Annotated in this window: 11 protein-coding genes; 5 read left to right on the forward strand and 6 right to left on the reverse strand. The window is 68.2% G+C overall.

Annotated features, from left to right (window positions below):
* Positions 1-7: 7 nt before the first annotated feature.
* On the reverse strand, positions 8-727 hold the full coding sequence (locus ABTV68_RS05190; RefSeq protein ID WP_433676550.1) for a DUF6882 domain-containing protein: 720 nt from the start codon (positions 725-727) through the stop codon (positions 8-10).
* Between the two features lie 204 nt (positions 728-931).
* Here ABTV68_RS05190 and ABTV68_RS05195 point away from each other — a divergent pair, with 204 nt between their 5' ends.
* Entirely contained in the window at positions 932-2,383 is a 1,452-nt protein-coding gene (locus ABTV68_RS05195) for a glyceraldehyde-3-phosphate dehydrogenase (RefSeq protein WP_433676551.1), read from the forward strand.
* Between the two features lie 42 nt (positions 2,384-2,425).
* Here ABTV68_RS05195 and ABTV68_RS05200 read toward each other — a convergent pair whose 3' ends face one another.
* Entirely contained in the window at positions 2,426-3,154 is a 729-nt protein-coding gene (locus ABTV68_RS05200) for a DUF6882 domain-containing protein (RefSeq protein WP_433676552.1), read from the reverse strand.
* Positions 3,155-3,429: 275 nt separating this feature from the next.
* Between ABTV68_RS05200 and ABTV68_RS05205 the strand changes: the two genes are divergently transcribed.
* Positions 3,430-4,497 carry a DNA glycosylase AlkZ-like family protein gene (locus tag ABTV68_RS05205; RefSeq protein ID WP_433676553.1) on the forward strand — a complete coding sequence of 356 codons (1,068 nt, stop codon included), beginning with the start codon at positions 3,430-3,432 and terminating at the stop codon, positions 4,495-4,497.
* Positions 4,498-4,571: 74 nt separating this feature from the next.
* Positions 4,572-4,745: a hypothetical protein gene (locus ABTV68_RS05210; protein ID WP_433676554.1), complete on the forward strand. Its 174-nt coding sequence runs from the start codon at positions 4,572-4,574 to the stop codon at positions 4,743-4,745.
* Here the strand turns inward: ABTV68_RS05210 and ABTV68_RS05215 are convergent.
* Positions 4,735-5,892 (reverse strand): MFS transporter, encoded by a 1,158-nt coding sequence (locus tag ABTV68_RS05215; protein WP_433676555.1) that lies wholly within the window; start codon positions 5,890-5,892, stop codon positions 4,735-4,737. The two genes, ABTV68_RS05210 and ABTV68_RS05215, sit on opposite strands and share 11 nt — an antisense overlap.
* Before the next feature lie 52 nt (positions 5,893-5,944).
* Positions 5,945-7,384, reverse strand: coding sequence for a helix-turn-helix domain-containing protein (locus ABTV68_RS05220; protein ID WP_433676556.1), 1,440 nt, complete (start codon positions 7,382-7,384; stop codon positions 5,945-5,947).
* Positions 7,385-7,496: 112 nt separating this feature from the next.
* On the opposite strand from ABTV68_RS05220, the gene ABTV68_RS05225 reads away from it, so the two are divergent.
* On the forward strand, positions 7,497-9,398 hold the full coding sequence (locus tag ABTV68_RS05225) for a phosphoenolpyruvate carboxykinase (GTP) (RefSeq protein ID WP_433676557.1): 1,902 nt from the start codon (positions 7,497-7,499) through the stop codon (positions 9,396-9,398).
* A gap of 214 nt (positions 9,399-9,612) precedes the next feature.
* Positions 9,613-10,479, forward strand: coding sequence for a LysM peptidoglycan-binding domain-containing protein (locus ABTV68_RS05230; protein WP_433676558.1), 867 nt, complete (start codon positions 9,613-9,615; stop codon positions 10,477-10,479).
* Between the two features lie 42 nt (positions 10,480-10,521).
* Here the strand turns inward: ABTV68_RS05230 and ABTV68_RS05235 are convergent, their stop codons facing one another.
* Positions 10,522-11,904: an MFS transporter gene (locus ABTV68_RS05235; RefSeq protein WP_433676559.1), complete on the reverse strand. Its 1,383-nt coding sequence runs from the start codon at positions 11,902-11,904 to the stop codon at positions 10,522-10,524.
* A 180-nt stretch (positions 11,905-12,084) separates the two neighbouring features.
* On the reverse strand, positions 12,085-12,717 hold the full coding sequence (gene ribA, locus ABTV68_RS05240) for a GTP cyclohydrolase II (protein ID WP_433677550.1): 633 nt from the start codon (positions 12,715-12,717) through the stop codon (positions 12,085-12,087).
* Positions 12,718-12,742 lie beyond the last annotated feature (25 nt).

Below are 12,742 nucleotides of genomic sequence, written 5' to 3' on the forward strand. Positions count from 1 at the left end.
GGAGAGGTCAGGCAGCGTGTGAGTTGACCGCGACGATCCGACCCTGCGGGTCGAATCCGAACTGCGCGACGGTGGTTCCGTCGCTCAGTGTGGCGCCGCTGAACGCATCGTCGTTCCAACGGAACGACCAGCGCTGTGCGGTGGCGAGACCCCACACCGCCGTGCGCGGGTCGCGGAACAGGCCGGTGCTCAGCAGGCGCGGGAGCTTCGCGACGACGGCGGCCAGCGTCAGGGGCGGCAGCGCGGCGTCGAGGAGGAAGATGAAGCGGGTCCCGCCGTCAACGGGAGCCGAGTAGTACGGGCCGCGACCCAGGATCCCCACGGCGGCCTGGCCGATCTCGTGCGCCAGCTGCGCCATGGCATCGCGGTCCTGGGCGTCGAAGTCCGCGGGGAACGGCACCTCTCCGATGCTGAGTTCGCGCACGCCGTCCCGCTCTCCGGCTGCTCGCAGTGCGGCGGACGCCCCCTGCCGCGAGCCCTGCGGGTGGGCCCAGTCCCACAGCACCGAGCGCGGGCCGGGTGCGATCGAGGCGATGAGGTGCGCCCGGGTGGCGAAGCGGCGCGACGGATCCTTCTCCGATGTGAAGGTCAGCGTCCCCTGCTGCATGTCCACGTCCCAGCGGTGCTGACCGAGCGCGTCCGTCGCCTCCACGAGCGCGTCCTGCTGAAGCAGGGACAGCAGCAGACCGCGATCAATGTAGGTCTGCAGAGCGGGGAACGTCGTCATCGTTGTCCTTTCCGGAGGGCGCAGAGTGCGCAATCTGAAGTCTGCCACCCGAGTCGATGAGTCCGCTCAAGATCCGCGGAAGTTTCCGCTTCCACAAGACGGGTTCACTTCGCTTCGGCGCTGGGCCCGGTCACGGCCGTGCCGGGCTCTAGCGTGGAAGGCGGGGACAGAAACGGATCCACCACACTGAACGCAAGGACGCGCATGGACGATTTCGCCGCACACCGCACAGCTTGGAACAGCCAGGAGGAGCTCGCCGAGCGGATGATCCCGCACATCGGGGCGCTGCACCGGGATCGCGGGGTGGTGACGTCGATCCACGGGCACCGGCTCGTGGGACTGAGTGCGACAGGGATCCTCGCGGCGCACCAGCGCGCACAGAGCGTGGGACACGAGCGCATTGACGTGGCCGACAGCCTCGCGGTGATCGAGGCGCTGCGCGCGATCGCCCCGGCGCCGGCATCGATCGACGTCGCGCGGCTGATCTCCTCTCGTCCCACGGACACGGATCTGGAGTCTCATCTGCGTGACCAGCTCGCGCCGGTGCTCGGCGGCCCGCATGACGACGTCGAGGACCGCGATGTCGTGCTGTACGGGTTCGGTCGCATCGGACGCCTGCTGGCGCGCATCCTGATCTCGCACGCGGGTGGTGGCTCCGGCCTTCGCCTGCGTGCCATCGTGGTGCGACGGGGGTCCGACGCCGACCTCGCCAAGCGGGCGTCGCTGTTGGCGCGCGACTCCGTCCACGGACCCTTCGAAGGCACGGTCACGGTGGACGCGGATCGCGACCAGATCATCGCGAACGGCACGCGTGTGCAGGTGATCTACGCAGACGACCCGGCCGCGATCGACTACACCGCCTATGGCATCGACAACGCCATCGTGGTCGACAACACCGGTCGGTGGCGGGACGAGGAAGGGCTGTCGCAGCACCTGCGCTCCAGCGGAGTGTCGCGGGTGCTGCTCACCGCACCGGGCAAGAGCCCGCTGAAGAACATCGTGCACGGCATCAACCACGACACCATCACCGATGAGGACCTGATCCTCTCGGCGGCGTCGTGCACCACCAACGCCATCACACCGGTGCTTGCAGCGATGGACGAGGCATACGGCATCGTGCACGGCCACGTCGAGACCGTGCACTCGTTCACCAACGACCAGAACCTCATCGACAACTTCCACAAGGGCGATCGGCGTGGGCGCTCCGCAGTGCTGAACATGGTCATCACGGAGACCGGCGCGGCGAAGGCGGTTTCCAAGGCTCTCCCACAGCTGGAGGGCAAGCTCACCGGCTCCGCCATCCGCGTCCCGACGCCGGACGTCTCTCTCGCGGTGCTGAACCTCACCCTGGAGCGCCCCGCCACCAAGGACCAGGTCAACGACTACCTGCGTCGGGTGTCGCTGCACTCGAAGCTGCGCCAGCAGATCGACTATGTGGAAAGCGCCGAGGTGGTCTCCACGGACTTCGTCGGATCGCACCGCGCGGGAATTGTCGACGGTCTGGCGACGATCGCCGACGACACCACCGCGATCCTCTACGTCTGGTACGACAACGAGTACGGATATTCGCGTCAGGTGGTGCGCGTGCTGGAGGCGATGGCGGGATCGCACCCGCTGGTGCTTCCGCCGCGCCGCGAGGTGACGCTGAACGCCTGAGCCGTGACGGGGCCGCCGCCGAATCCGGCGGCGGCCTCCGCTTCAGGCGGCGGCGTTGGTGTGTGATCGGACGAGGTCCGTCTCGAGGCCGATCACGCGTCCTTGAGCGTCGAACCGGAAGGTCGCCGCGCCCGTCGGGTCGGAGATGGCAGCGGCGGCGAACTCCGGCCGCGTCCATTCGAACGCCCAGCCCAGGCGCGTGGCGGCGAACCACAGCGCGGTGCGGGCATCCAGCGGGGGAGTGGAGCTCATCATCGGGATGAAGGTGCTCATCAGATCCGTCACCGCCGGAGCCGCGAGTCCGGGCACCTCGAGGGCGAACACCGCGCGGGATCCTCCGCCCATCGGCGCCGAGTAGTAGGGGCCCCGACCCCGCGCCACCACCGAGGCCACACCGATCTCGTGCGAGGTCTGGGTGATGTAGTCGTCCGCGTCGGACACCTCGTCGGGAAACGGGAACTCGGCGACGTCCAGCCCGGGGTGCCCGGAGTCGCGAATCAGCGCAGCCACACCGTTCGGACGTCCCTGCGGATGGCCCCAGCCCCACAGGGTGGACCGCGGTCCGGGGGCGATGGAGGCGACGAGGTCGATTCCCGCGTCGATGCGGCGGGTGTCGTCGGCCCGATTGACGAAGGAGAGCCGGCCCTCCGCGAGGTCCACCTCCCAGCGGGTGTCGCCGAGTTTCTCGGTCATCGCGCCGAGCGCACCCTGCCACAGCCAGGACAGCATCTGTCCTTGTGCCACCAGGGGGATGAGCGCGTTGTTCTGCATGCCACCAGTGTCGGGGGCGCGGCCGGTGGGTCGCATCTCGGCAAGGCCTTTATGAGCAAGGTCTCATCTGAACAGCGGGATTCGTGGTGGTCTCATTTGCCGCTGGTTCGTCGTAGGCGTTCGACATTTGGTGAGACCGGCGATCGGGGCGGTCTCAGAAGATGTCTCGACTCGCGTCGGCGTCGACAGTTTCTGAGACCGTCGAGCGCGATGTGTAGCCGATGTCGGAGGCGTCCGGCATGCTGAGTGCGCGACGATCGACAGGAGACGGCAGCATGGGAACACCACGCACGGTATCGGACGCCGACGACGCCGGGCTCGATGCGCTCCGCGCTGCGCGGCTGGCGTCGCATCTCCTGACGGATCCGGAGGCGAGCCCGCTCGCGGCGGCGGAGCGCCTCGCGGCCACACAGGCGCAGGAGTTCTGGGGCGGCCGGTTCGCGCTGTCGGCGCGCACGACGGGGGCACCGACGGCTCGCGAGATCGACGCGGTCTTCGACAGGGGTGAGCTCATCCGCACGTGGCCGATGCGCGGCACCCTGCACGTGATCTCGGCGGTCGACGCGGCGTGGATGGTGCCCATCACGGCCGAGCGGATCCACCGATCCGCTGCCGCGCGGCATCGCGAGTTGGGATTGGCCGCAGACGACTTCGCGCGCTCCGAACAGATCCTGCGGAAGGTGCTGGGCAGCGGTGGTCTGCGTCGCGCCGACGTCTTCGCGGCGCTGGAAGCCGATGGCGTCGCCACCACGGGCCAGCGGGGTTCGCATATCCTGCTGTCCCTCGCGCTGCGCGGTGTCGTCGTCTGGGGAGCCACGGTGCCTCGCCCGGATCAGCCGGCCACCGAACAGCTGCTGACCCTCAGCGACCACCTTCCGCCACAGCGGCCTACACCGACAGACCCCGCGGCGGAACTCTTCCGTCGTTACCTTGTGGGCCACGCTCCCGCGTCGATCGCTGATTTCGCCTGGTGGGCCGGAACCACGATCACGGCGGCACGGGCGGCGGCGGCCGCCGTGCGAGACGATGACGAGCCCATCACCGACACCACGCTGCTGGTGCTTGCGGATGGTCGCGCCGTGCCCTGGGAACCGAGAACCCTCACCCCTCCGACGGACACCGGCGACCGGCTGCTCGGATCCTTCGAGGAGTACTACATCTCCTATGCGGATCGATCGGTGGCCGCCGAGGCGGGCATGCGCGCAGAGATCGGTCCCGGAAAGAACGGCATGGTCAAACCGCTGATTCTGCGCGCGGGTCGAGCCGTGGCGACCTGGTCCCGCGGTGCCGCGGACCAGCTGGCACCGAGTCTCGCCGAGACGTGGCGGCACCATATCGCCTGAGACGCACATGTAATGGTTGTCATGCATAACTCCCTTACGTCACGATCGTCCTGACGTGATCGAACGGAGCGCACATGGAGCCGCTGGTGTCGTGGACGACGATGGGAGCGATGGCGCTCGCCGCGCTGGTCCTGGTGCTGACGCCGGGGCCCAACATGATCTATCTGATCTGCCGTGATCGTGCTGACGGCCGGTGGCATCGCGCGTTCCTCACCGCCCGGTATGAGGTGATCAGGTTCAGCGGGTGAAGCCGGAGCCGAGAGAGCGACGCAACGCGAACGTCACCGCCGTGCTCACGGCGAGGATTCCGGCACCGACGAAACCCGCCGCCGGGTAGCCGGGGCCGATCACCAACGAGCCGCCGAGGGCAGCCCCACCCGCGATGCCGAGGTTGCAGGTCACGTTGATCCACGCTCCCGCCATGTCGGGATTGGCAGCGCCGAAGCGCACCAGCGCGTTCTGATAGGTGGTGTTCACCGGGCCGAACGACGCCGTCCACAGCGCGGTGAGGATGAGCACGGGCAGCAGCATCGGATACACCAGACCGACGAGAATCTGCATCGCCGTGATCGTCAGCGGCACGAACATGAGCCAGCGCAGCGGCGCGCGATCAATGTAGCGGGCGGCGAGCTGTATGGCCAGGAGGCCCGTGATGCCGAGGATCGCGAGCACGGCACCCAGCCAGATCTCGGGCAGTCCCGACGTGAGCAGCATCGGCGAGACGTAGGTGTAGAGCGTGTAGTAGCCGAGGAAGGCGGCACCGGCGAGCGCGGCCACGAGCAGCATGCGCGGGCCTCCCGGGACGAGGGATTTCGCGGCGGCGCGGTCGTGGCTCACCGCGGGCAGCAGCGGTATCGCCGCCACGATGGCGATCGCGCCGATGACCGCGAGCGCGCCGAAGGCGGATCGCCATCCGAGGGCGGTGGCGACCACCGCGCCGGCGGGCACCCCCACGATGAGCCCGGCGCTGGTGCCCGTCGCGACCAGCGCCAGCGCCCGACCGGTGAGACCGGGAGGGGCGATGCGGGCGGCATAGCCGAGCGCGACAGCGCAGAACAGCGCGTGGGCGATCCCGGCGATCCCACGTGCGATCGCGAGCGTGAGGAAGTCCGGGGCGAAGGCGGCGAGCGTGTTCGAGGCCGTGAAGATCGCCAGCGTCACCAGCACCAGTGTTTTGCGCTGCACGTGGCTGGTCAGGCGCGTGAGCGGAACGGCGGTGATTGCCACGATCATCGCGTAGAGCGTCACGAGCATCCCGGCCCGTGCTTCGTCCACGCCGAACGACAGCACGATTTCCGGGACCAGTCCGATCGGCACCACCTCGGTGGTGATCGTGGCGAAGCACGCGAGCGTGAGGATCCACAGCCCCAGCCAGGGGCGCTGCTGATGAGACACGGAACTCCGATTCCTGCGGTGATTCCGCCCCACCATTCTCCCCGCTAGCGGGTTACTCGGCGGCGTGGCGCTCCAGGAAGCCGTACACCTCACTGTCGTCGACCCCGGGGAAGGCGCCGCGGGGGAGCGGGGAGAACATGTGCGTGTGCACGCGCGCGCTCGGCCACGCCTTGCCCTTCCACTTGCCGGTGAGCTCGGCGGGGGCGCGGCGGCAGCAGGACTCATCGGGGCAGGTCGACACCGCGCGCACCTGTGTCTCGCGACCGCGGAACCAGCGGGCGTCGTCGAACGGGACGCCCACCGTAATGGAGAACTCGCCGTCCGCGGTGGAGCCGGTCTGCGTGGAGCACCAGAACGTGCCGGCCGGAGTATCGGTGTACTGGTAGTGCTCGGTGGTGCGGTTCTGCTGCTCGAAGGCCGCGCGGGCGGAGAACTTCCGGCACGCCGGCTGCCCCTCGATCGATCCGGTGATGTCCTCGGGCAGGGGGAGATCATCGTTCTCGAACACCCGGCTCAGCGCTCCGGAGCCGTCCACTCGCAGGAAGTGCAGCTTGATGTCGAGGTGGCGGGTGGCGAGGTTCGTCAGGCGCATGCCCGCCGCTTCGTGGGTGACACCGAACGCGTCACGGAAGTCCTCCACGGCGAGGTTGCGGTCCTTCTTGGCTTGCGCGAGGAAGTTCACCGCCGCCCCCTGCGGCATGAGAGCGCAGGCGGCGTAGTAGTTGATCTCCAGCCGCTGCTGCAAGAAGTCCGCGTAGTCGGTCGGCGGCGTGTGTCCGAGGAGGCGATGGGCCATGGCCTGCAGCGCCATGGAGCGCAGGCCGTGGCCGCCGGGGATGGACGACGGCGGGAGGTAGATCCGCCCGTTCTCCAGATCCGTGACCGAACGCGCCGAGTGCGGAAGGTCATTCACGTAGATGAGCTCGAAGCCGAGCTGCTCCGCCATGATGCTCACGGTGCGGTGCGACAGAGCGCCCGTCGTGTGGCCTGCGGCCTTCAGCTGCTTTTCCGCGAGCGCCTCGATCTCGGGGAGGTAGTTGTCGAGCGCGCGCATCTTCAGCCGCAGCTCGGTGTTCGCGCGTCGCGCTTCCTCGGGCGTCGCGATCGCCTCGCGCTCGCGACGCTGCAGCTCGTGATGCAGGCCGAGGATCGCCTCGATGGTCTCGTCGGTCATCGCCTTGTTCACCCGAACCGACGGGATGCCCAGCTGCCGGAACACCGCCGAGGTCTGCGCGCGCTCCAGTTCGATCTCCAGCGCGGCCCGGCGGTTCGGCGGCTCGCCGGAGATGAGGTCGGTGACCTCGGTGCCAGTGGCCTGGGCGATCGCCTGCAGCAGAGACAGCTTCGGCTCGCGCTTGCCGTTCTCGATCAGGCTCAGCTGTGAGCCGGCGACGCCCACGATCGCGCCGAGTTCGTCGAGAGTGAGGCCGCGGTCCTGTCGGTGATGACGGATGCGGTGGCCGAGGGTGGCCAGTTCGATACCGGATGCCATGTCTTGATGATACGTAAAGATCACCAGTTCTTTCGACCTGAATTGGCGATAAGTGTCGGAAAAGGCAACAGAAGATGGATCTAGATCATCGATCACCATCGAAGGAGATGACATGGCACTCGCCGAATCCCTCGCCGTTCGCACCCACCGCCCGACGCCCCTCAGCGCCGCACGGTCTTTCGGGGCGCGCCCGGAATATGAGGGAGCATCGATGGCGGCACTGGTGGCCTGGGTCGATGAGATCGCCGCGCTCACCCAGCCCGAGCGGATCCACTGGGTCGACGGCTCCGTCGCGGAGAACGACGCGCTGCTGCGCGAGATGGTCGACGAGGGTCGGCTCATCAAGCTCAACCCGCAGTGGCGTCCGGACTCGTACCTCGCCCGCTCCCACCCGAGCGATGTCGCCCGTACCGAGGGACGCACCTTCATCGCCTCCGAGCGGAAGATCGACGCCGGGCCCACAAACAACTGGGCAGATCCCGCCGAGATGCGCGACAAGCTCACCGGACTGTTCGCCGGCTCGATGCGTGGGCGCACCATGTACGTCGTGCCGTTCTCCATGGGAGCCATCGGCGGCCCGCTCAGCCACATCGGCGTGCAGATCACCGACAGCGCCTACGCTGTCACGTCGATCAGCATCATGACTCGCGTCGGCGACGCCGTCACGAAGCAGATCGCCGCCGGGGCGGACTGGGTCAAGACCGTGCACTCCGTGGGAGCACCGCTGGAGCCGGGACAGGCCGACGTGCCCTGGCCCTGCAACGACGACAAGTACATCGTCCACTTCCCGGAGACGCTGGAGGTCTACTCCTTCGGTTCGGGATACGGCGGAAACGCGATCCTGGCCAAGAAGTGCTTCGCGCTGCGGATCGCCTCGGTGATCGGTCGCGATCAGGGGTGGCTGGCCGAGCACATGCTGCTGATCCGCGTGATCGACCCGCAGGGTCGGCGCTACCACATCGCGGCGGCGTTCCCCTCCGCGTGCGGAAAGACGAATCTCGCGATGCTTCGCCCGACCATCCCCGGATGGCGCGTGGAGACCCTCGGTGACGACATCGCGTGGCTGCGACCGGGCGAGGACGGACGCCTCTGGGCGATCAACCCTGAGGCCGGGTTCTTCGGCGTCGCGCCGGGCACCGGCGAATCGACCAATGTCACCGCGGTGGAGACGCTGTGGGGCAACACCATCTTCACCAACGTGGCACTGCGTCCCGACGGCGACGTGTGGTGGGAGGGACTCACCGATGAGGCGCCCGCGGAGCTCACCGACTGGGAGGGCAACCCCTGGACGCCCGCGGATGATCGACCTGCCGCACACCCGAACTCGCGCTTCACCGTCTCCGCGGCCCAGTGCCCGCAGATCGCCGACGACTGGGAAGAGGCGGTTCCGCTGGATGCCATCCTCTTCGGCGGGCGTCGCGCGACCAACGTCCCACTGGTGGTGGAGGCGACCGATTGGACCCACGGCGTGTTCATGGGGGCGAACATCTCCTCGGAGCGCACCGCCGCGGCCGAGGGCACGGTCGGCGAGCTGCGTCGCGACCCCTTCGCGATGCTGCCCTTCTGCGGCTACAACATGGCCGACTACTTCGCGCACTGGCTGAAGGTGGGTACCGACCTGCGGTTCGATCGCGCGCCGCGCATCTTCCAGGTCAACTGGTTCCGCCGCGGCAGCGACGGGCGCTTCCTGTGGCCCGGGTTCGGCGACAACTCCCGCGTCATCGAGTGGATCGTCCGCCGCGTGAACGGCGAGGTGGGTGCCGAGTCGAGCCCCATCGGACGCCTGCCGAAGACCGAAGACCTGAACCTTGACGGTCTGGACGTGTCCGACGCCGACCTGGCCGAGCTGTTCGCCGTCGATCCCACGCTGTGGGCGGCCGAGGCCGATCTGACCGAAGAGTTCTTCGCCACGTTCGACGGCCGCATCCCGGCCGCGCTCGGTGCAGAACTCGCCGCGCTGCGCTACCGCCTGGCTCAGGTGCAGCGCACCCCCGACCCTCGGAGCGACGCATGAGCGTCGTGATCGCCGGAGACGTCCGGCTCACCTCCGAGACCCGCGGAGGGATGTCCCCCTTGCTCCGGTGAGGATGTTCCCCTGCGTGCACCCGGTGCGATCCGCGTTGGCCCTGAGAGAGCTGCGGTGAGCGCCCGGATCCGGCCCCGTGTCTGTCGTGAGACACGGGGCCGCAGCATGTTCGCGAACGAGTGGTGTGGGTTAGGTTCGGAGCGTGACGCGACGACGCCTGACTCTGCTGCTGACCGGAGTGCTGCTCCTCACCGCCACCGCGTGCGCGCCCGAGGGGCCCGACGGGCTGCCCCTCGCGGAGACCACGACGGCCGTCCCGTCACCGACGCGCACGCCGACGCCGACGCCCACGCCGACTCCGACCCCCACGCCGACCGTGGATCCGAACCGCTACGCGAAGTCGAACCAGCTGCCGCCGGAGGGCGTCGCCGCCACCGCGGAGTTCACGGGATCGGCGAGCGGAACCGTGGTGGTGACGGTGAATGGCGCGGCCGACGCGACGCTCACCGTGCAGGATCTCAGCACCTCGGTCGGCACCTACGACGTCCGGCTCTCGCAGTGGTCGCGTGATGACGACGCCTGCGTGGACGAGGGGAGCCTTCCCATCGACCCCGCGGGTGATGGCACGAGGCAGCGATATCTCGGCAACGCGAGCACCGAAGACTGGACCTACTACCGCGAGGTGGATATCACGGTGCCGGCGGATCCTGCCAAACCCGTCTACGACCAGCACGGACTCGCCTGCGACAACGTCATCATCGCGCGCGCGGTGCTGAGCTGGTTCATGAGCCCGATGCGCCCGTGGCAGGCCGAGGACGTGATCGACCTCGGCCCGCACGCGGGCGCCACCGGCGAGGTGAAGACGAACGCCGACGGGCGTCCCGTGACCTACGTGGTGGCCTGGGACGACAAGATCGCCGACATCGCGGATCGCTTCGGCATCACCCGCAGCGAGCTGGAGTACCTCAATCCCACCCGCGCCGCGACGGGAACCGATCTGGGCGAGGGTCAGTACCTGAACCTCGACGTCGCCAACCGCGGGCGGCCTCTCGATCCCAGCCTGTTGTGATCGCAGCCGGTCCGGAGTCAATGAGGGGGCCGAGACGAACCGCTACGTCAGGTTCTCCTCGTAGGCGGTGTCCTTCGTCTCGCGCGACACCAGCAGAGCGATCAGCGTCAGCACACTCATCACCGACAGGTACACGCCCACCAGCCACGGGTTGCCCCCGCCGGTCTGCCACAGCGCCACCGCGATGAACGGCGCCACCGCGGCACCGAGGATCGACGACACGTTGTACGCGACGGCGGAGCCGGTGTAGCGGACGTTGGTGGGGAACAGCTCAGGCAGCAGCGCACCCATCGGACCGAACGTTGCGCCCATGAGCGTGAAGCCGAAGATCAGGAAGCCCTGCATGAGCGCCCCGGTGAACTTCGGGTCGCCCTGGGGCAGCAGGAAGACGGTGAACAGGGCACCGAACACGATGATCGCCGAGGTCACCCAGATCAGGAGCTTGCGCCGGCCGATCGCGTCGGCGACGGGACCGGACAGCAGCGTGAAGATCCCGAAGAAGACCACGCCCACGATCTGCATGATGACGAAGTCGACATAGGTGAAGCCGAGCCCGGGCGTCGGGGCGTCGGTCGCGGCGGTGCCGTAGGAGAGCGTCCACACGGTCATCAGATAGAAGAGCACGTAGGTGGCCAGCATGAAGAAGGTGCCGAGGATCAGCTGCTTCCCGTAGCGGCGGAACACCTGGCCCAGCGGGAACTTCTTGATGGCTCCCGCCTTCTCCGCCGTCGAGAAGGTCTTCGACTCGACGAGCTTGAGCCGGACCCAGAGTCCGATGATCACCATGACCGCGCTGAACCAGAACGGCACGCGCCAGCCCCACGCCAGGAACTCCGGGGAGCGCTGGGCGGTGCCCTCCGCGTGCGGCAGCAGGAAATTGATGATCAGGAAGAGGGAGTTGGCGATGATGAAGCCGAGCGGCGCGCCCAGCTGTGGGAACGTGCCGTACCAGGCGCGCTTGCCCTGCGGTGCGTTCTCGGTGGCCACCAGCGCGGCTCCAGACCATTCGCCGCCGAGCGCGAAGCCCTGCGCGAGACGCAGCACCAGCAGGAGCAGGGCGGCGACCCAGCCGATGTTCTCGAAGGTGGGCAGGCAGCCGATCAGGAACGTCGCGATTCCCATGGTGAGCAGGGACGCGACGAGGGTGGCCTTCCGTCCGAACCTGTCACCGAAGTGACCGAAGACGATGGCGCCGATGGGGCGAGCGACCATGGCGGCACCGAACACGGCGAAGCTGGACAGCAGGCTGGCCGTGGCATCGGTACCGGGGAAGAACAGGGTGGGGAAGACGAGGACGGCCGCCGTCGCATACGCGTAGAAGTCGTAGAACTCGATCGTGGTGCCGATCAGGCTCGCGGTGATGACCCGCGCACGGGAGTTGACGGGAGCGGCGGTCGCCGGGGTGGAAGTGGTGGACTGTGACATGTCTCTCGCAATGGGGAGCCGCGTGAGCATCATCCATCACCGAGTCGCAGGGTTGACGCTCCCCGGCGGCTCGACGATGCGTCACCTCAACGACAGGTGTGGTTCCCCGTCGTACTGTCAGCGTACGCCTGTTCTCAGGCTCTCATCAGGCATCGCTTCATGAAACGACACTCTGCCGCCTCAGCCCTGCGGGTGCAGGAGCGCGTCGTCGATGATGTGACCCATGCGCGCACGCTTGGTCTCCAGGTAGCCCTCGTTGTTGGGGCCGACGCCCACCACGAGGGGCACCTGCTCGGCCACCGTGACGCCCAGGCTCTCCAGCTGGTGCACCTTGTCGGTGTTGTTGGTGAGCAGGCGCACCTCGCGCACGCCGAGGTCGTTGAGGATGGCCGCGGCGGCGCGGTAGTCGCGCGCATCGGCCGGCAGACCCAGGGCCAGGTTGGCGTCCAGGGTGTCGAGTCCCTGCTCCTGCAGAGCGTAGGCGCGCAGTTTGTTGAGCAGGCCGATCCCGCGCCCCTCCTGGCCGCGCATGTAGATGACGACGCCGCCGTGCTCGTTGATGAGATCCAGCGCAGCATCCAGCTGCGGACCGCACTCGCACTTCTCCGAGCCGAAAGCCTCTCCGGTCAGGCACTCCGAGTGAACGCGAACCAGTGCGCGCTCACCGAGCTCTCCCGCCACGATCGCGAGGTGATCGGTGCCGGCCTCGGCATCGTGGTAGGCGAGGAAGCGGAAGGTGCCGTGCACGGTGGGAACGGTGGCCTCGGCGCTGCGGATCGTGGTGGACGCAGCGGTGGTGGAGTTGTCGATCATGCGGGGCTCTTCCGTGAGGGTGCGC

This window comes from Microbacterium gorillae (assembly GCF_050990725.1).
Taxonomy (GTDB): domain Bacteria; phylum Actinomycetota; class Actinomycetes; order Actinomycetales; family Microbacteriaceae; genus Microbacterium; species Microbacterium gorillae_A.